The organism is Streptomyces sp. NPDC051173 (genome assembly GCF_040689515.1).
Taxonomy (GTDB): Bacteria; Actinomycetota; Actinomycetes; order Streptomycetales; family Streptomycetaceae; genus Streptomyces.
The window spans coordinates 1-18,287 of record NZ_JBFBBD010000028.1 but is presented as its reverse complement, the minus strand read 5'-3'; the positions used below and the strand labels follow the sequence as shown (position 1 = coordinate 18,287).

Below are 18,287 nucleotides of genomic sequence, written 5' to 3'. Positions count from 1 at the left end.
GGGACACGGGGAGACGTCCCGGACATCAGCTGACACCACGTGTCTCCGGCAGTCCCGCTCGCCGCCGGCCGGTACGGAGTCGCTGATCGTTTCGACCCGCAACGGGTCCGCGACACTTGCCCGTATGCCGAGCTTTCACGACAGGAAAGCCGTAGGAGACGCCCACGAGCTCCGGGTCGCGCAGGAGCTGACCGCACGGGGGTGGGACGTTGCCTCGTGGGGCCAGGCGGTACGGACCGACGCGGTGGGCCGTGCCCTGCGCGGCACGGACAGCTTGTCGCGCTGGACACCGGACCTGATCGCGGCCCGGGGCGAGCGCATCGCCCTGGTCGACTGCAAGGGCGGGACGACAAGCCGCTCCACGGGCTGGCACTCCGTCGAACGGAATGCCGTCATGGCCCACCTCCAGCTGACGGCCTGGACGCGGCTTCCCGTGATCTACGTCTTCGACGACCTCGGGGTGCTCACCCCCATGGACATCCTGCTGCGCGGCCGGCGCGGCCCCCACTCCCCCCTCGGATCCGGGGCTGCCTACTACTTGATCCCCGTGGCATGCTCCACGCCCTTCGACGAGGTCTTCGGAGCGGAACGCCCGACCCCGGCCCCACTGGAACCGGCCGGCTGAAAAAGCCGCCGGAAAGCCCCGTCATCTCAGCGCATTGGCCAACGGGTTGGGTAGCAGTGCCCATTGGTCACGCCCGGTCAGCCGCATCGGTGTGAGCGCCTTCGTCGGCGGCGGCGACAACGGAGTCCCCGGCCGAAGCCGCATAGCGGGGATGGGTTCGAGCCTCCGCCACCTCCGTGAGGTGGCGGAGGCTTCGTCATGCTCACGCAAGGATGTGTGGTGCACGGGATGCCCGCTCCAGGCCGGCTGTGACGGCCCTCGGGAGGGAGCCTCCTCCGGCCTCCCCTTACCCTGGAGCAATGACCAGCAGCAGTGACCGGACCGGAGCAGTGGACGAAGTGGGCGTTACTCGAAGCTACGAGATCCGCACCTACGGGTGCCAGATGAACGTCCACGACTCCGAGCGGCTCTCCGGTCTGCTGGAGGACGCGGGCTACGTCCGTTCGCCCGAGGGCACCGACGAGGGCGACGCCGACGTCGTCGTCTTCAACACCTGCGCGGTGCGGGAGAACGCCGACAACAAGCTGTACGGCAACCTCGGCCGGCTGGCTCCCATGAAGACGAAGCGGCCCGGGATGCGGATCGCCGTCGGCGGCTGCCTCGCCCAGAAGGACCGCGACACCATCGTCAAGCGGGCCCCCTGGGTGGACGTGGTCTTCGGCACGCACAACATCGGCTCCCTCCCGGTGCTGCTGGAGCGCGCACGCGTCCAGGAAGAGGCTCAGGTCGAGATCGCCGAGTCCCTGGAGGCGTTCCCCTCGACGCTGCCCACGCGGCGCGAGAGCGCGTACGCGGCCTGGGTCTCCATCTCCGTCGGGTGCAACAACACCTGCACCTTCTGCATCGTCCCGGCGCTGCGCGGCAAGGAGAAGGACCGTCGCCCCGGCGACATCCTCGCCGAGGTCGAGGCGCTCGTCGCCGAGGGCGTCACCGAGATCACCCTCCTCGGACAGAACGTCAACGCCTACGGCTCCGACATGGGCGACCGTGAGGCGTTCTCCAAGCTGCTGCGCGCGTGCGGCGCGATCGAGGGCCTGGAGCGCGTCCGCTTCACCTCCCCGCACCCCCGGGACTTCACCGACGACGTCATCGCCGCGATGGCCGAGACGCCCAACGTGATGCCGCAGCTGCACATGCCGCTCCAGTCCGGTTCGGACACGGTGCTCAAGGCGATGCGCCGCTCGTACCGCCAGGAGCGCTTCCTGGGGATCATCGACAAGGTCCGTGCCGCCATGCCCGACGCGGCGATCTCGACCGACATCATCGTGGGCTTCCCCGGCGAGACCGAGGAGGACTTCGAGCAGACCATGCACGTCGTGCGCGAGGCGCGCTTCGCGCAGGCGTTCACCTTCCAGTACTCCAAGCGCCCGGGCACCCCGGCCGCCGATATGGAGGGGCAGATCCCCAAGGCGGTCGTGCAGGCCCGCTACGAGCGCCTGGTCGCCCTCCAGGAGGAGATCTCCTGGGAGGAGAACAAGAAGCAGGTCGGCCGGACCCTCGAGATCCTCGTGGCCGAGGGCGAGGGCCGCAAGGACGACGCGACCCGCCGCCTGTCCGGCCGCGCCCCCGACAACCGCCTGGTCCACTTCAGCAAGCCCGAGGAGCCGGTGCGCCCCGGCGACGTGGTGACCGTCGAGATCACCTACGCCGCCCCGCACCACCTGCTCGCCGAGGGCCCCGCGATCGCCGTCCGCCGCACGCGCGCCGGTGACGCCTGGGAGAAGCGCAACGCCGCGCCCGCCGAGAAGCCGGCCGGCGTGATGCTGGGCATCCCGGCCATCGGCGCCCCCGCCCCGACGCCGGCCCCGGCCGCCGCCGGCTGCGGCTGCGACTGACGGACGAAGGGGGGGATCCGTTGACGACCTGGGGTCTGATCGTCGAGACGACCGTGGGGACCGGCGACCGCAAGCACACCTCTGGTTCGGTCATGGCCCACTTCGAGGGCTCCCGTGACGATGCCTTGCGGGAGCTGGAGGCGCGCGCCCGGCACTTCACGCCGCAGCACCCGATGAGCGCCCGGCGCAGTCGGCTGTTCCGCACGACGGACGGATTCGACCTGGTCGTGGACGGGGTCTGGGACACCTTCCTCACCCGCTTCACCGTGGCCGAGCTGCTGCGCGACAGCGACGCGCCCCCGCCTCCCCCGCTCCCTGAGGAGGCGCCTGAGGAAACCCCTGAGGTGCCCGTTGAGCCCGTTGAGCCACGGTCTTCCGTGGCGGAGGCTCCGAGGTACGACGCGGACGGCGTGCCCGTCAAGCCGTCCTGGCTGGGCCGCGCCGACCTCCCCTGACGCCGTACAGCGCTTGTTAGGGTGCCGACATGCTCGTCGCCGCCGCTGTCTGCCCCTGCCCGCCACTGCTGGTGCCCGAGGTCGCCTCCGGGGCCTCGCCCGAGCTCGACGGCCTGCGGGCCGCGTGCCTGGACGCCGTGGCGGTGCTGGCCGCGGCGCGCCCCGACCGGCTCGTGGTCCTCGGCCCGGCCGGTTCCGCGGGACAGGGCGCGTACCCCGAGGGCGCGGCCGGATCATTCCGGGCCTTCGGCGTGGAGGCCGACGTCAGGCTCGGACAGGGCGGCCCCGCGGGAGACCGGGAACTGCCGCAGTCCCTGGCCGTCGCGGGCTGGCTGCTCGGGCGTACGGGCTGGGCCGCCGCACCCGTCGAGGGGCTGGGTGTCGGCGCGACGCTGGAGGCCGCGCGCTGCCTGGAGGCCGGCCGTGAACTGGCCGCGGGGGACGAGAGGGTCGCGCTGCTGGTCATGGGCGACGGCAGTGCCTGCCGGACGCTCAAGGCCCCCGGCTATCTCGACGACCGGGCCGAAGGCTTCGACTCCGGCGCCGCGCGGGCGCTGGGCTCGGCCGACATCACCGCGCTGGCCGCGCTCGACGCGGAGCTGGCCCACGAGCTGAAGGCCGCCGGACGGGCGCCTTGGCAGGTCCTGGCGGGCGCGGGCGAGGGCGCGGGTCTGAAGGGTGAACTGCTCCACGACGACGCCCCCTACGGAGTGGGTTACTTCGTCGCCACCTGGTCCTAGCGACGGCTCCGCCCTGAGCGGCGCCCAGACGGCGTGGAACCGTCCGGACGGGTTCCGCTGCCTCCCGATGCCCGTAAGGCCGGGAGAGCGGCACACAGAGCGGCTGCGCCCCCATAGGAGAAGCAACGACGACGGGCCGCGGAGCGGATGCTCCGCGGCCCGTCGTCGACGAGGTCTCAGGAGGCGGTGGAGCCCGGCCCGTCCTCCTTGCCATCCTTCTTGGCGAGGTGGTCGAGGGCGTCCTTGGCCTTGCCGGTGCCTGTCTCGATCTGGCTGCTGTACTTGCCCTTGGTCTTCTCGTCGACGACCTTGGCCGCCTTCTCCAACCCCTGCTCGATCTTGTCCCCGTGCTGCTGCGCGAGGTCGCCGACCTTGTCCTTCACGGGACCGAGCTTGGCCTTGAGATTATCCAACAGACCCATGGCGCCTTCCCTCGTCTTTCCTGGTCGGAAGCTACTTACGGGCGCCCTCACCGGCCTCGCTGTCCGCCGCCTTCTCCGCGGACTGCTGCTTGGGAATCTCGACTCCCTCGGCCGGTGCGGCCTCCGCCTCGGCCTCGCCGGACTTCTCCGGCTCCGCCTCGGCGGTCTCGGCAGTCGCCGCCTCGTCGGCCGATTCCGCCGTCAGAGTGGCTGCCGCCGCCTCTTCGGTTGACGCCTCGGCCTTCTTGCGGCGAAACCTTGAAAACACGCCCATATCTACTCCATTACCTTACTGGTGTGAGAGAAGCCCCGCGTCGCCCGGAGCGTTCCATTGCGCCGCTTCCGGACAGCGGTCCGTGAACCGACTCTCGGAACCTCGCAACAGGCAACGAAACCGACAGCGTCGCGTCACGTCGCTCGTTCGAGGGGCGCGCCAAAGGTTTGCGAGACTGATGCGGTGAAAAACCCGGTGAAAAACGCACGTCCCGCCCCGCGGGTCATCGCCGTCGTCGGCTCCACGGCGGCCGGCAAGTCCGATCTCGGCGTCGCCCTCGCCCAGCACCTGGGCGGTGAGGTGGTCAACGCGGACTCCATGCAGCTCTACCGGGGCATGGACATCGGCACCGCCAAACTGACGCTCGAGGAGCGGCAGGGCGTACCGCACCACCTGCTCGACATCTGGGACGTCACGGAGGCCGCCAGCGTCGCCGAGTACCAGCGGCTCGCCCGCGCCGAGATCGACCGGCTGCTCGCGGAGGGCCGAACCCCCGTGCTCGTCGGGGGGTCCGGGCTCTACATCAAGGGCACGATCGACGCCCTCGAATTCCCCGGCACGGATCCGGCCGTACGCGCCCGCCTGGAGGGCGAACTGGAGGAGCAGGGCCCCGGCGCGCTGCACGCGCGGCTCGCCGCCGCCGACCCCGCCGCCGCCCGCGCGATCCTGCCGGGCAACGGCCGGCGCATCGTGCGTGCCCTGGAGGTCATCGAGCTCACCGGCAAGCCGTTCACGGCCAACCTGCCCGGTGAAGAGCCCGTGTACGACGCGTTGCAGATCGGCGTCGACGTCGAACGCCCAGAGTTGGACGAGCGGATCACCGTCCGCGTCGACCGCATGTGGGAGGCCGGACTCGTCGACGAGGTGCGGGCCCTGGAGCGCGAGGGCCTGCGCGAGGGGCGCACCGCCTCGCGCGCGCTCGGCTATCAGCAGGTGCTCGCGTTCCTCGCGGGGGAGTGCACCGAGGAGGAGGCGCGCACGGAGACCGTACGGGCCACGAAGCGGTTCGCCCGGCGGCAGGACTCGTGGTTCCGCCGGGACGGCCGCGTGCACTGGCTGAGCGCCGCCGCGGACCGCAGGGCGGAACTTCCCGGGCAGGCCCTGACGTTGCTCGAACGGGCGGTCACAGCCTGATCACGTGATGGCATCGGGACGCTATGCAAGCCCTTCCGGCCTGCGTGAGCGTGCCATCATCAAGCGGTCGATCGAGCGGTGAAGTCCGAGTGGGGAGGGCGCGTGGCGATGGAGGCCGGCCCTCGTGACAGACCGCAACAACCGCCGCAGGGTGAACCGGAAGCACTCACTCCGGATGGCCCCGAGGAGACCGAAGGTTCGGTGACCGGCGTCACCGTTCCGGCGCCCGCCTCGTTCCGCGAGCTGCGCCCCCAGCGCAGGCTGCGCGTCTGGCAGATCGCTCCCATCGTGGCGCTGGCCGCCACCGGCTCGCTGATGTTCGCCTTCCCGCTCGCCTTCGAGTTCGGGGACGGCGGGCCGGTCGTCGCGATGCTCGGGCTGCTCATCAGCTGCTGCGCCGCGGGCTGGGCCGTCATGGCGGCCCGCCGCGTCGGCTACACCTGGCCCGGGCTGCCGCCGAGAGGCTCCGGGGACCGCCCGGACTGGCGGTACGTGGCGGCGTACGTCGCCGTCGTTGCGGTGGTGGTCATCCTGGCCGTGTGGCGCGTGGCGCGCCTGCGTTAGCCGCCGACGGCGGATCCTTGCCCGGGGCCCGGCGGGAGGCGTCCTCGGTCACCGGAGGGGCTGGATGCGCGCCTGCGTCGGTCCGGCCTCCAGGACGCTGCTGCGGCTGCGGACGACGCCTCCCGCAGCCGACCGTGAGGGCCCGCCCAGGAGGCCGTCTCCCGAGTGCCCCGTACCATCGAAGCGTGAGCACCGCGCAGATCGCCTTCCTCAAGGGTCACGGCACCGAGAACGACTTCGTGATCATCCCCGACCACGACGGCCGGATCGAGCTGTCACCGGCCGCCGTCGCCCGGCTGTGCGACCGCCGGGCGGGCCTGGGGGCCGACGGCGTCCTGCGGGTCGTGCGGTCCGCCGCCGACCCCGAGGCGCGCGCCATGGCCGCCGAGGCCGAGTGGTTCATGGACTACCGCAACAGCGACGGCTCCATCGGCGAGATGTGCGGCAATGGCGTCCGCGTCTTCGCCCGGTACCTCCAGCGCGCCGGCCTCGCGGGCGCCGGTGACCTCGCGATCGCGACCCGCGCGGGCATCCGCCGGGCGCGCATCGCCAAGGAGAGCGAGGGCGGCGACGTCACCGTCTCGATGGGCAAGGCGCTGCTGATCGACGGGGACGTCACCGTCACGGTCGGGGACCGCAGCTGGCCCGCCCGCAACGTCAACATGGGCAATCCGCACGCCGTCCTGTTCACCGAGGACCTCGCGGACGCGGGGAACCTCTTCGACGCGCCCGTGGTCACGCCCGCCGCCGCCTACCCGGACGGCACCAACGTCGAGTTCGTCGTCGACCGCGGCCCGCGCCACGTCGCCATGCGGGTGCACGAGCGCGGTTCCGGCGAGACCCGTTCCTGCGGCACCGGAGCCTGTGCGGTGATGGTCGCGACGGCCCGCCGGGACGGCGCCGACCCGACGCGCACCGGCGTTCCGGTCAGCTACACCGTGGACGTCCCGGGCGGCCGTCTGGTGATTGGTGAGTTCCCGGACGGGACGGTGGAGATGACCGGCCCCGCGGTGATCGTCGCGGAGGGCGCGTTCGACACCTCCTGGCTGGCCACGGCGCTCGCCTGACCCCCGCACTACCGCGATTCCGCGCGACTGCCGAACTCCTGGCTGCGTGGCTCGCTCGAATGGGTGATCCGTTTCACTCTGGGCGAGAGCGGGTGAGCGGCGCGTGATGGGCTCGGTAACATCAAGCACCGGGGTCTGGAGGCGACGGGCCGGCCACCGGTCGACGCTGCCGGAGGTGCCCATGAGCGCAGAGGCCCCGAACGAAGGTGCTCTCGGCCGCAGGCGCGGCCGCGCCCGTATCGACCTGAGGCGGCTCGGGCGCGCGGCGCTCAGCGGCTCCGGGTCGCGCGGCCGCCTCCCGGACGCCATCGACCACGTCGCCAAGGTCCACCGGGCCCACCACCCCGGCGCGGACCTCGACATCCTGTGCAGGGCTTATCTCCTCGCCGAGTCCTCCCACCGCGGGCAGACACGCAAGAGCGGCGAACCGTACATCACCCACCCGCTCGCGGTGACCCTGATCCTCGCCGAACTGGGCGCCGAGACCACCACCTTGACCGCCTCCCTGCTGCACGACACGGTCGAGGACACCGAGGTGACGCTGGATCAGGTGCGCTGCCAGTTCGGCGAGGAGGTCCGCTTCCTGGTCGACGGTGTCACCAAGCTGGAGAAGGTCGACTACGGTGCGGCGGCCGAGCCCGAGACCTTCCGCAAGATGCTGGTCGCCACCGGCAACGACGTCCGCGTGATGTCCATCAAACTCGCCGACCGGCTGCACAACATGCGCACGCTGGGTGTGATGCGCCCCGAGAAGCAGGCGCGCATCGCCAAGGTCACCCGCGACGTACTGATCCCGCTCGCGGAACGGCTGGGCGTCCAGGCGCTCAAGACCGAGCTGGAGGACCTGGTCTTCGCGATCCTCCACCCCGAGGAGTACGCCCGCACCCGCGACCTCGTCCTCGCCCACGCGGACCGTCCCGATCCACTGGTGGAGACGGCCGAGCGGGTGCGCGCCGTGATGCGTGAAGCGGGCATCGCGGCCGACGTCCTCGTCCGCTCCCGGCACTTCGTCTCCGTCCACCGGGTGCGGCTCAAGCGCGGCAGGGTGACCGGGTCGGACCTGGGGCGGCTCCTGGTGCTCGTCGCGGAGGACGCCGACTGCTACGCGGTCCTCGGTGAACTCCACACGTGCTTCACGCCGTTCGTCTCGGAGTTCAAGGACTTCATCGCGGTGCCGAAGTTCAACCTCTACCAGTCGTTGCACACCGCCGTGGCCGGCCCGAGCGGCGAGGCCGCGCAGGTGCTCATCCGCACGCACCAGATGCACCGCGTCGCCGAGGCCGGTGTCGTCGCCCTGGGGAACCCGTACGCGACCCCCGAGACGCCCGACGCGGCGGACGGCGAGCGCGTCGACCCCACCCGGCCCGGCTGGCTCTCCCGGCTCCTGGAGTGGCAGCGTGCCACGCCCGACCCCGACACCTTCTGGACCTCCCTGCGGGACGAGCTGGCCCAGGACCGCGAGGTCACCGTCTTCCGTGCCGACGGAGGCACGATCGGCCTCCCGGCCGGATCGAGCTGTGTCGACGCGGCGTACACACAGTACGGCGACGGCGCGCACAGCTGCATCGGCGCACGGGTCAACGGCCGTCTGGCGACGCTCAGCACGGTCCTGCGCGACGGCGACACCCTCCAGCTGCTGATGTCCCGCGACACCGCCTCCGGGCCGTCCCCGGACTGGCTGGAGCACGCCCGTACGCCCGCGGCGCGCATCGCCATCGAGCGCTGGCTGGCCACCCATCCGGCGCCGGACCCCGTCGCCCCGCCCGCACTCCTGGCACCGGACCGCCCCTGTCCGCCGCCCCGCGCCACCGCCCAGGCCCCCCGGTGGCCCGTGGTGGTCACCGCCGACGGCACCGATCTGGCGGCCACCAGCGTGCGGCTCGCAGGCTGCTGTACGCCCGTACCGCCCGACGAGGTCACCGGCTTCGCCGTGCGGGGCGGCGCGGTGACCGTGCACCGCGCGCACTGTCCCGCGGTGGGCCGGATGGTCACCTCGGGACGCCATCCGGTGGAAGTGCGTTGGAGTAGCCCCGAGAGCGCGGGGGCTTTCGACTACAGGGTCACGCTCCTCGCCGAATCGTTCAGCAGGCCGCATCTGCTGGCCGACCTCACCGAGGCCATCGCGGGGGAGGGGGCCGCGGTCATCTCCGCTGCTGTCGAACCACCGCACGAGCAGCGCGTGCGGCACACCTACACCCTCCAACTGGCCGACGCCGCCCAGCTGCCCGAGCTGATCCGGGCCATGCGGCGCGTCCCGGGGGTCTATGACGTCGAAAGGGCGGGACGGGCCTTCGCCGGAGCGCGGCTCTAGTCGTTCGGAGAGGTGACCCGCGGACGACGCGGGGAAGCTTCCCGAGCGTGTGACCGTGTGCGGGCTTCGCACGGAAAACGTCCACCGGTGTGACGCTCGTACAGCCTTCCGAAACGCTCATACGGGTGGGGCGGCGTCGTGCCGCCGACGGCGGTGCCTTCCGCGCTGATAGCGGTGGACGCATGCCGCACTCTCCCGGGACGCGCTCCCCGAACCGCCGCCGGTCCGTACGCCGCCGGGCCGCCTTCTCCACGGCCGCAGCCACGGCACTTCTCGTGGGCGCCGCCGCCCCGCCCGCCCCCACCGCGGAGGGGATCGGTGACCGGCTCTTCCCGTACCTGGGCAACCCGGGCTTCTACGTGGCCGACTACGACATCGCCCTCGACTACCACGGCAACGACCGTCCGCTCGACGCCGTGACCACCATCAGGGCCGAGGCGACCTCCCGGCTGGACCACTTCAATCTGGACTTCACCCAGGGCACCGTCCACTCGATCGAGGTCAACGGAGCGCGCGCGGAGTTCACGCCCGTCAAGGAGGACCTTGTCGTCACTCCCGCGAGGGCCCTGCCGCCCCACGGCCGCTTCACGGTCAAGGTGCACCACACCAGCGACCCGCGCGGCGCGGGGGACGGCGGCTGGGTCCGCACGACCGACGGGCTGGTCATGGCCAATCAGGCCGACGCCGCCCACCGGATCTTCCCGGGCAGTGACCATCCCTCGAACAAGGCCCGCTTCACCTTCCACGTCACCGCGCCCAAGGACCTGACCGTGGTCGCCAACGGCCTGCCCCTGGGCCGGGTCACCCACGGCGCGGAGACCACCTGGACGTACCGGACCGCGCATCCCATGGCCACCGAGCTCGCGCAGGTCGCCATCGGCCGGTCCGCCGTCCCCCGCCGCAACGGCCCCCACGGGCTGCCCGTCCGTGACGTCGTACCGGCTGCCGAACAGCAGCGGCTGGAGAAGTGGACAGCGAGGACCCCCGACCAGCTCGCCTGGATGGAGAAGCGGGTCGGAGCCTTCCCCTTCGAGACCTACGGAGTGCTGATGGCGGATGCGTCCACCGGCTTCGAGCTGGAGACGCAGACGCTGTCCCTCTTCGAGCGCGCCCTGTTCACCCGGACCGACATCCCCGACTGGTACCTCGAATCGATCATGGTGCACGAGCTCGCCCACCAGTGGTTCGGCGACAGTGTCAGCCCCCGGATGTGGTCGGACCTCTGGCTCAACGAAGGCCACGCCACCTGGTACGAGGCGCTGTACGCGGAGGAGCGGGGCGGCACGAAGTTCGCCGACCGGATGCGCATGGCGTACGAGTTCTCCGACGCCATGCGCGCCGACGGGGGCCCGCCCGCCGCCCCCAGGGGGCCCGCGCCCGGGAAGAAGATCAGCATCTTCCGGCCGGTCGTCTACGACGGCAGCGCGGTGGTGCTCTACGCGCTGCGCGAGAAGATCGGGACCGCGGCCTTCGAGAGCCTGGAGCGCCAGTGGGTCGCCCGCCACCGCGACTCGACCGCCACCACGGCCGACTTCGCCGCCCTCGCCTCGCGGATCTCGCACCAGGACCTGACGCAGTTCCTGCAGGGCTGGCTTTTCGGGCCCACCACTCCGCCCATGCCGGGCCACCCCGACTGGAAGCCCACCCGGAAACCCGCGTGACGGCCCGGTGGCGGCGTGGGAACATCGACACGTCGGCGCGCGGGCCGGCCCCGGGAATCTCCGGGGGCCACAGCACGTTGTCGACGGTGTGGTCCCCCGCCGGGGGCCGCCACTTCCCAACGACGTAAGGATCAAATGACCTCCTCTTCTTCCCTTCCCCAGGACCGGCAGAGCCTCCCGGAGAGCCTTCGGGCCGACGCCCTGATGGAAGAGGACGTCGCCTGGAGCCACGAGATCGACGGGAAGCGCGACGGCGAGCAGTACGACCGCTCCGAGCGTGCGGCACTGCGCCGTGTGGCGGGACTCTCCACCGAGCTGGAGGACGTCACCGAGGTCGAGTACCGGCAGCTGCGCCTGGAGCGCGTGGTGCTGGTGGGTGTGTGGACGTCGGGCACCGTGCAGGACGCGGAGAACTCCCTCGCGGAGCTGGCCGCCCTCGCCGAGACGGCGGGCGCCCTCGTGCTCGACGGCGTCGTGCAGCGCCGCGACAAGCCGGACCCGGCCACGTACATCGGCTCGGGCAAGGCGCTGGAGCTGCGGGACATCGTCCTGGAGTCCGGCGCCGACACCGTGGTCTGCGACGGTGAGCTCAGCCCCGGCCAGCTCATCCATCTCGAGGACGTCGTCAAGGTCAAGGTGGTCGACCGGACCGCCCTGATCCTCGACATCTTCGCCCAGCACGCCAAGTCCCGAGAGGGCAAGGCCCAGGTCTCCCTGGCCCAGATGCAGTACATGCTGCCGAGGCTGCGCGGCTGGGGTCAGTCGCTCTCCCGGCAGATGGGCGGCGGCGGCTCCGGTTCGTCCGGCGGCGGCATGGCCACACGTGGTCCCGGTGAGACCAAGATCGAGACGGACCGTCGGCGGATCCGCGAGAAGATGGCGAAGATGCGCCGGGAGATCGCGGAGATGAAGACCGGCCGCGACATCAAGCGCCAGGAGCGCCGGCGCAACAAGGTGCCCTCGGTCGCCATCGCCGGATACACCAACGCGGGCAAGTCCTCGCTGCTCAACCGGCTCACGGGAGCCGGTGTGCTGGTGGAGAACTCCCTGTTCGCCACCCTCGACCCGACCGTGCGCCGGGCCGAGACGCCCAGCGGACGGCTCTACACCCTGGCCGACACCGTCGGCTTCGTACGGCACCTGCCGCACCACCTGGTCGAGGCGTTCCGCTCCACCATGGAGGAGGTCGGGGACTCCGACCTGATCCTGCACGTGGTGGACGGCTCGCACCCGGCGCCGGAGGAGCAGCTGGCCGCCGTGCGCGAGGTGATCCGCGAGGTCGGCGCGGTCGACGTGCCGGAGATCGTCGTGATCAACAAGGCGGACGCGGCCGACCCGCTCGTGCTCCAGCGCCTGCTGCGCATCGAGAAGCACTCGCTGGCCGTCTCCGCGCGCACCGGTGAGGGCATCGCGGAGCTGCTCGAGCTGATCGACACCGAGCTGCCCCGGCCCTCCGTCGAGATCGAGGCGCTCGTGCCCTACACCCGGGGCGGTCTCGTCGCGCGGACGCACGCCGACGGTGAGGTGATCTCCGAGGAGCACACCCCGGAGGGCACGCTCCTCAAGGCACGGGTCCACGAGGAACTGGCCGCGGAGCTCCAGCGCTACGTCCCGGCAGCCCGCGGCTGACCGCCTGCCGTCCGTACGCACACGAAGGCCCGCCCCCGTCCGGGGGCGGGCCTTCGGGCTTCACCGCTTACTGGTTGGCGAACTTCCGGCTGATGCCGTCATAGACGCCCTTGGCCTCCGGGCCCAGGTGCGGGCCTGCGAGCCAGGTGCTGTTGGCCGGGCCGATGGAGGTGTTGGAGACCAGCACCACCTTGCCGTCGCGCTGGGCGAACCAGCCGCCGCCGGATGAACCGCCGGTCATCGTGCAGCCGATGCGGTACATCGTCGGCTGCGACGGGTCGATCGTCAGCCGGCCCGGCTTGTCGACGCAGTCGTACATCTTCTGCCCGTCGAAGGGCGGTGCGGCCGGGTAGCCCCAAGCGCCCATCGACTGGATGGACTTCACCTGCGGGGCGTCGAAGTCCACGGTGAGGGCGTTGCCGACGGTCTCCTCGAGGGACTTGCCGGAAGCGGTCTCCGGCTTCACGTGCAGCACGGAGAAGTCATAGGGAGCACCGGCGCCACCGGTCTCGGCGCCCTGCGTGATCCACTGCGAGGACGTCTGCGCCCAGTCCGCCCACCACACGCCGTACGGGGCGACGTCCTGCACCGGCGCGGTGTTGACCTGCGAGCCGGGCAGGCCCTTGTCGTTGTAGGACGGCACGAAGGCGATGTTGCGGTACCAGCCGCCGCTCTTGCCCGAGTGCACACAGTGACCTGCGGTCCACACCATGTTGGACTTGCCGGGGTGTGCCGGGTCCTTGACGACCGTCGCCGAACAGACCATGTGGCCCTCGGGGCTGTCGAAGAAGACCTTGCCGACCGGGGCGGCGTTGTTGTGGTACGGCAGGTCGACCGACTTGGCCGTCACCGCCTTCGGCTCGGGGTCGGTGACACCCTGGTCGCCGGACGCGCCGGGAGCGGCGCCCGGGGCGCCCTTGCTCGACAGCGTCTTGTCGCTGGAGCGGGCGTCCTTCATGGTGTCGGGCTTCCAATGCCCCTTGATGATGGGGTTGATGAAGTCACGGGCCTCACGGAGCCACTGGTCCTTGTCCCAGTTCTTCCAGGCGCCGTTCTTCCACTTGTCCAGGTCCTTGAGCGACGAGGGCAGGTTCTTGGGCAGCTGGATGCCGTCGTCGCCCGTCTGGGCGGCGGAGGCACTGGGCTTGTCGCTACCGGACGCCTTGTCGTCGGAAGGACCGCACGCGGTGGCTGTCAGGGCCAGCGCGGCGGTCAGAGCGGCCGCTGCCAGCGCGGGCCGGCGGATGGATGGCATGGAGTGGGTTCCCCCTGAATCGATCTCTTGACGCAGCGGCGCCCGCGCTGTGCGCGGGCGCCTATAAATTTGTCATGTACCGCCCCAGCGGGGTGGCAGGACCCCCACTATGCCGGTGCGGTGGGAGACGGGCGCGGCCGGGTCCCCGGTTCCGGGCCGAAGGTTCTTGACGGTCGGCCGTGTTCCGCCGCTCGCGGCGTCGTTGGTACGTACAGGGGAGAACCGATCGGAGTTCAGCACCAGGAGGTCCCAGAGTCGTGACCTTGACCCGGCTGCAACCGACCTCACCGCCGGGGATCCGTGACGGTGTCCTCCGGCGGCAGCCGGCCCGGGAAGCGGCGGCCCGTACGTACGCCCGCTCGCTGCCGGTCGTGCCGGTGCGTGCCCGGGGGCTGACGGTCGAGGGTGCCGACGGCCGCCGCTATCTCGACTGCCTCTCGGGAGCGGGCGCGTTGGCGCTCGGCCACAATCACCCGGTCGTGCTCGAAGCGATCCGCGCCGTGCTTGACTCGGGCGCCCCACTGCATGCGCCGGACCTCGCCACACCCGTACAGGAAGCGTTCACCAACGAGCTGTTGGCCACGTTGCCGCGCGGCCTGGCCGACAGGGCGCGGATCCGGTTCTGCGGCCCGACGGCCGCCGACGCGCTGCGGGAGGCCGCCGCACTCGTACGGGGCGCGACCGGCCGAACGGAACTGCTCACCCTTTCCGGCGCGCCAGCCGAGACCTCTCTCGCCCTGTCCGGGCCGTCCGACATGTTCCTCGCGGCCCTGGGGAGCGGCGGGCGCGCACCGGCCGCGGTGGTCGTCGAGCCCGTGGCGGGCGAGGGCGCCGTGCTCCCGGCACCGGACGGCCTGCTGCGGCGCGCACGTGACATCACCGCCGCCCGCGCGATCCCCCTCGTCGTGGACGAGTCGGCGACCGGCGTGGGGCGCACCGGAGCCTTCTGGGCCGTGGAGCACAGCGGCATCGTGCCCGATGTGATGGTGCTGTCCCACGCCATCGGCGGCAGCCTCCCCCTCGCCGCCGTCGTCCACCACGCCGACCTCGGCGGCTGCCCGCCCGCCGCCCGCGCGGACGCCTGCCGGGGCAACCAACTGGCCATGGCGGCGGGCGCGGCGACCCTGCGGTACGTACGGGAGAACGGCCTCGCCGGGCGTGCGGCGGCACTCGGCGCACACATCCTCCGGCGGCTCCGGACACTCGACCACGCGTGCGTCGGCGAGGTGCGGGGGATCGGCCTCATGATCGGCATCGAGTGCGCGCCCGGACCGGCCGCCGCCGTGCAGCGCGAGTGCCTGCGCCGGGGGCTCATCGTCGAACTGGGCGGCCCGCACTCCTCCGTCCTGCGCCTCCTGCCTCCCCTCACGATCACCGACGAGCAGACGGAAGCCGTCCTCGACCGGCTGGCGGACGCCCTCGCCGCAGTCGACCGGACCCACCGCCGCGCAGCCACTCCGAGCACGCTGAAGGAGGCAGGCCCCGCGACCCCGGCCTGACGCCGGGGCACGTGTGCCGCACCGTATGAACGCATCCACCGGGACCGAGGCACCCGCCGTCCACCGGGACCACCGCCCCGCCGGTCAGCCCAAGGCGTCCGTGGTGCCGGGTCAGGGCGCGGGCCCCGACTCGCGGACGCCGGCCGCTCCCGACCCGCTGGAGCACCCCGACCCCGGGGCCGCCGCGGACGCGGCCACCGTGGAGGGCCTGCTGCGCTGCTGGGTCCGCGAGAACGACATCGCCCGCCCGGACGGCAGCGCGCTGCACCTGCCCCTCACCGCGAGCGGTGCCGCCCTGCGCGTCCCTGTGCACTACTGGTCCGCCACCGGCTGGCACCGCTTCGGGTCGCCCAGTCTGATGGACGGTCCCGTCGACGCCCCGCCCGTCGACGCCGTCACCCTGGCCGCCCTCCTCGGCCGGGAGATCGCGCACCAGGAGACACCGGCCGGTCGCTCGGCAGCCGAACTCGTGGGCCGGGTCGCGGACTCGGCCCGCCGTACGGCCGATTTCCTCGCGGACCGACGCGCCCGGCCCGCCGACCCGGACGGCGACAACCTCTTCCTCTACGCGGAACAGTCCCTGCTGCTCGGACACCCCCTCCACCCCGTGCCCAAGAGCCGTGAGGGCCTCTCCGGAGCCGAATCCCGCGCCTACTCACCCGAGACGCGCGGCTCCTTCCCGCTGCACTGGCTGGCCGTCCACCGCTCCCTGCTCGCCGGCGAATCGGCGTGGACCGAGCGTGGCCGGGCGATCGACGCCGTCACGCTCGCCGCCCGGCTCGCCGGCCCCGGACTGCACCTGCCGCCGGACACCGTGGCCCTGCCGGCGCACCCCTGGCAGGCACGTGAGCTGCGCGGCCGCCCGGCCGTCGCCCGCCTCCTCGAAGCCGGGCTGCTCCACGACCTCGGCGCGCACGGTGAGCCGTGGTACCCCACCTCGTCCGTACGCACCCTGCACCGCCCCGGCGCGCCCGCGATGCTGAAGCTCTCCCTGGGGCTGCGCATCACCAACTCGCGCCGGGAGAACCTCCGCAAGGAGCTGCGGCGCGGCGTCGAGGTGCACCGGTTGCTGCGCAGCGGCCTCGCCGAGAGGTGGCGCGCGACGTGCTCCGGCGGCCTCGGTTTCGACATCGTCCGCGATCCCGCCTGGCTCGCCGTCGACGACCCGGACGGCACACCGCTGAAAGGCCTGGACGCCGTCATCCGGCACAACCCCTTCGGCCCCGGGGACGACGCCGCGTGCCTCGCCGGGATCGTCTCGCCACGCCCTTGGCCGGCCACCGACGGCCACCCCGGACGGCCCCGCATGTCCTCCCGCCTCGCCTGCCTCGTGGCCCGGCTGGCGCACCGCACCGGGCGACCCGCGGGTGCCGTCTCGGCGGAGTGGTTCCTGCGATACCTGGAAGCGGTCGTCCGGCCCGTGCTGTGGCTCGACGGCGAGGCGGGCATCGCACTGGAGGCCCACCAGCAGAACACGCTGGTCCTCCTGGACCGGGAGGGCTGGCCCGCCGGTGGCCGCTTCCGCGACAACCAGGGCTACTACTTCCGCGAGTCCCACCGTGAGGCCCTCGACAGCAGGCTCCCCGGAATCGGCGCGGAGAGCGACACGTTCGTCTCCGACGAGGTGGCCGACGAGCGCTTCGCCTATTACCTCGGCATCAACAACGTGCTCGGTCTGATCGGCGCGTTCGGTGCCCAGCGGCTGGCGGACGAGAGGCTGCTGCTGGCCGCTTTCCGGCGCTTCCTGCAGGACGCCGCCTCCGCGCCGGGCACCGGTGGCTCGTCCCTGCCCGCACGCCTCCTCGGGTCGCCCACGCTCCGTTGCAAGGCGAATCTGCTGACCAGGCTGCACGGGCTCGACGAGCTCGTCGGCCCGGTCGACACCCAGTCCGTCTACGTCACCATCGCCAACCCCCTTGTCACACCGGCCGGATGACCGGTGGCAGCCCGGACGAGTGGCGTCCGGCCGGGCGCTGTCGAACACCGGGGGACGCACCGAGAGGAGAGTGCCGTCGTGTCGCCCACCGACCCCAGTGTGAGTTCCAGCACCGACGACACCCTTGACCTGCGGCTGTCCGAGGAACTCGTCGAGTTCATCGCCCACGACCAGCCGGAGCCGCCCGCCCCCGAGAGCGCCGGCACGCCCTGGCGCCGGGGCCCGGACCTCCTCGACTCCCTCGCGGACTGGGGGCCCGTCGAGACCGGGATGGGGCCCTTCCGGCTCGTGCCCGTCCGCGTCGAGCGCGACCTGCCGACCGTCACCCGCTGGATGAACGATCCGGCGGTCGCCGCGTTCTGGGAGCTCGACGGACCCGGGACCGTCGCCGAGGCCCACCTCCGCGCCCAGCTCGACGGCGACGGCCGCAGCGTGCCCTGCCTGGGAGTCCTCGCCGGCGTGCCGATGAGCTACTGGGAGGTCTACCGCGCCGACCTCGACCCCGTCGCCCGCCACTACCCGGCCCGGCCGCACGACACCGGGCTCCACCTCCTCATCGGAAAGGTCTCCTACCGTGGCCGCGGTATCGGCACCCGCTTGCTGCGCTCCGTCGCCGACCTCGTCCTGGACCGCCGTCCCTCCTGCGGCCGGGTCGTCGCCGAACCCGACCTCCGTAACATCCCCTCGGTCTCGGCGTTCCTCAGCGCGGGCTTCCGGCTGACAGCGGAGATCCGCCTGCCGGACAAGCACGCGGCCCTGATGATCCGCGACCGCACGCTGCGCCGGGTCCTCTGAACGCCCCGCGGCGACCCAACTCGGCGATCGCCCTGACCAGTCCGCCGCCCTGCGCAGCGATCCGAGTCTCGCCGGCCAAGCCGTC

16 protein-coding genes are annotated in these 18,287 nt (G+C 72.1%); 13 read left to right on the top strand and 3 right to left on the bottom strand.

Annotated elements, in window-relative coordinates; all coding sequences use genetic code 11:
- Positions 1-124: 124 nt before the first annotated feature.
- The 4 genes from AB0435_RS17115 to AB0435_RS17100 all read left to right on the top strand — a co-directional run bounded on the left by AB0435_RS17115 (position 125) and on the right by AB0435_RS17100 (position 3,655).
- The gene (locus tag AB0435_RS17115; RefSeq protein WP_366427323.1) at positions 125-625 is read left to right on the top strand and encodes a hypothetical protein; all 501 of its coding nucleotides are present in this window, start codon (positions 125-127) and stop codon (positions 623-625) included.
- 299 nt (positions 626-924) lie between these two features.
- The gene (gene miaB / locus AB0435_RS17110) at positions 925-2,460 is read left to right on the top strand and encodes a tRNA (N6-isopentenyl adenosine(37)-C2)-methylthiotransferase MiaB (protein WP_366004053.1); all 1,536 of its coding nucleotides are present in this window, start codon (positions 925-927) and stop codon (positions 2,458-2,460) included.
- A gap of 20 nt (positions 2,461-2,480) precedes the next feature.
- Positions 2,481-2,915 carry a hypothetical protein gene (locus tag AB0435_RS17105; protein WP_366427322.1) on the top strand — a complete coding sequence of 145 codons (435 nt, stop codon included), beginning with the start codon at positions 2,481-2,483 and terminating at the stop codon, positions 2,913-2,915.
- Between the two features lie 29 nt (positions 2,916-2,944).
- The gene (locus AB0435_RS17100) at positions 2,945-3,655 is read left to right on the top strand and encodes a class III extradiol dioxygenase subunit B-like domain-containing protein (RefSeq protein WP_366004051.1); all 711 of its coding nucleotides are present in this window, start codon (positions 2,945-2,947) and stop codon (positions 3,653-3,655) included.
- Positions 3,656-3,831: 176 nt separating this feature from the next.
- Here AB0435_RS17100 and AB0435_RS17095 read toward each other — a convergent pair whose 3' ends face one another.
- Together AB0435_RS17095 and AB0435_RS17090 are read right to left on the bottom strand one after the other, a co-directional pair.
- Positions 3,832-4,077 (bottom strand): antitoxin, encoded by a 246-nt coding sequence (locus AB0435_RS17095; RefSeq protein WP_366004050.1) that lies wholly within the window; start codon positions 4,075-4,077, stop codon positions 3,832-3,834.
- Positions 4,078-4,108: 31 nt separating this feature from the next.
- Positions 4,109-4,351: a gliding motility protein gene (locus AB0435_RS17090; RefSeq protein WP_366004049.1), complete on the bottom strand. Its 243-nt coding sequence runs from the start codon at positions 4,349-4,351 to the stop codon at positions 4,109-4,111.
- A gap of 195 nt (positions 4,352-4,546) precedes the next feature.
- Between AB0435_RS17090 and miaA the strand changes: the two genes are divergently transcribed.
- The 6 genes from miaA (at position 4,547) to hflX (ending at position 12,717) form a co-directional block, all read left to right on the top strand.
- Positions 4,547-5,485, top strand: a complete 939-nt coding sequence (miaA, locus tag AB0435_RS17085) for a tRNA (adenosine(37)-N6)-dimethylallyltransferase MiaA (RefSeq protein WP_366427321.1) — start codon at positions 4,547-4,549, stop codon at positions 5,483-5,485.
- 108 nt (positions 5,486-5,593) lie between these two features.
- On the top strand, positions 5,594-6,049 hold the full coding sequence (locus tag AB0435_RS17080; protein WP_366427333.1) for a hypothetical protein: 456 nt from the start codon (positions 5,594-5,596) through the stop codon (positions 6,047-6,049).
- 185 nt (positions 6,050-6,234) lie between these two features.
- On the top strand, positions 6,235-7,116 hold the full coding sequence (dapF, locus tag AB0435_RS17075; protein WP_366004047.1) for a diaminopimelate epimerase: 882 nt from the start codon (positions 6,235-6,237) through the stop codon (positions 7,114-7,116).
- A gap of 181 nt (positions 7,117-7,297) precedes the next feature.
- Positions 7,298-9,427, top strand: a complete 2,130-nt coding sequence (locus tag AB0435_RS17070; RefSeq protein WP_366004046.1) for an HD domain-containing protein — start codon at positions 7,298-7,300, stop codon at positions 9,425-9,427.
- Between the two features lie 182 nt (positions 9,428-9,609).
- A complete protein-coding gene (locus AB0435_RS17065; RefSeq protein ID WP_366004045.1) occupies positions 9,610-11,088 on the top strand; it encodes a M1 family metallopeptidase in 1,479 nt (492 codons plus the stop codon).
- Between the two features lie 135 nt (positions 11,089-11,223).
- Positions 11,224-12,717, top strand: a complete 1,494-nt coding sequence (gene hflX / locus AB0435_RS17060) for a GTPase HflX (protein WP_366004044.1) — start codon at positions 11,224-11,226, stop codon at positions 12,715-12,717.
- A gap of 67 nt (positions 12,718-12,784) precedes the next feature.
- On the opposite strand, the gene AB0435_RS17055 is transcribed toward hflX, so the two are convergent.
- Positions 12,785-13,972, bottom strand: a complete 1,188-nt coding sequence (locus AB0435_RS17055) for a hypothetical protein (protein ID WP_366427320.1) — start codon at positions 13,970-13,972, stop codon at positions 12,785-12,787.
- 257 nt (positions 13,973-14,229) lie between these two features.
- Here AB0435_RS17055 and AB0435_RS17050 point away from each other — a divergent pair, with 257 nt between their 5' ends.
- From AB0435_RS17050 to AB0435_RS17040, 3 genes are all read left to right on the top strand, one after another.
- Positions 14,230-15,471, top strand: a complete 1,242-nt coding sequence (locus tag AB0435_RS17050) for an aminotransferase class III-fold pyridoxal phosphate-dependent enzyme (protein ID WP_366427319.1) — start codon at positions 14,230-14,232, stop codon at positions 15,469-15,471.
- Between the two features lie 25 nt (positions 15,472-15,496).
- Positions 15,497-17,407, top strand: coding sequence for an IucA/IucC family protein (locus AB0435_RS17045; RefSeq protein WP_366004041.1), 1,911 nt, complete (start codon positions 15,497-15,499; stop codon positions 17,405-17,407).
- A gap of 78 nt (positions 17,408-17,485) precedes the next feature.
- Positions 17,486-18,202, top strand: a complete 717-nt coding sequence (locus AB0435_RS17040) for a GNAT family N-acetyltransferase (protein ID WP_366004040.1) — start codon at positions 17,486-17,488, stop codon at positions 18,200-18,202.
- The last annotated feature ends 85 nt before the right edge of the window (positions 18,203-18,287 follow it).

Bases quoted from the DNA above. Each gene is read 5' to 3' on its own strand.
- AB0435_RS17115 (WP_366427323.1), top strand. From the start codon at position 125: ATGCCGAGCTTTCACGACAGGAAAGCCGTAGGAGACGCCCACGAGCTC.
- miaB (WP_366004053.1), top strand. From the start codon at position 925: ATGACCAGCAGCAGTGACCGGACCGGAGCAGTGGACGAAGTGGGCGTT.
- AB0435_RS17100 (WP_366004051.1), top strand. From the start codon at position 2,945: ATGCTCGTCGCCGCCGCTGTCTGCCCCTGCCCGCCACTGCTGGTGCCC.
- AB0435_RS17095 (WP_366004050.1), bottom strand. From the start codon at position 4,077: ATGGGTCTGTTGGATAATCTCAAGGCCAAGCTCGGTCCCGTGAAGGAC.
- AB0435_RS17090 (WP_366004049.1), bottom strand. From the start codon at position 4,351: ATGGGCGTGTTTTCAAGGTTTCGCCGCAAGAAGGCCGAGGCGTCAACC.
- AB0435_RS17080 (WP_366427333.1), top strand. From the start codon at position 5,594: ATGGAGGCCGGCCCTCGTGACAGACCGCAACAACCGCCGCAGGGTGAA.
- AB0435_RS17070 (WP_366004046.1), top strand. From the start codon at position 7,298: ATGAGCGCAGAGGCCCCGAACGAAGGTGCTCTCGGCCGCAGGCGCGGC.
- AB0435_RS17065 (WP_366004045.1), top strand. From the start codon at position 9,610: ATGCCGCACTCTCCCGGGACGCGCTCCCCGAACCGCCGCCGGTCCGTA.
- hflX (WP_366004044.1), top strand. From the start codon at position 11,224: ATGACCTCCTCTTCTTCCCTTCCCCAGGACCGGCAGAGCCTCCCGGAG.
- AB0435_RS17055 (WP_366427320.1), bottom strand. From the start codon at position 13,972: ATGCCATCCATCCGCCGGCCCGCGCTGGCAGCGGCCGCTCTGACCGCC.
- AB0435_RS17045 (WP_366004041.1), top strand. From the start codon at position 15,497: ATGAACGCATCCACCGGGACCGAGGCACCCGCCGTCCACCGGGACCAC.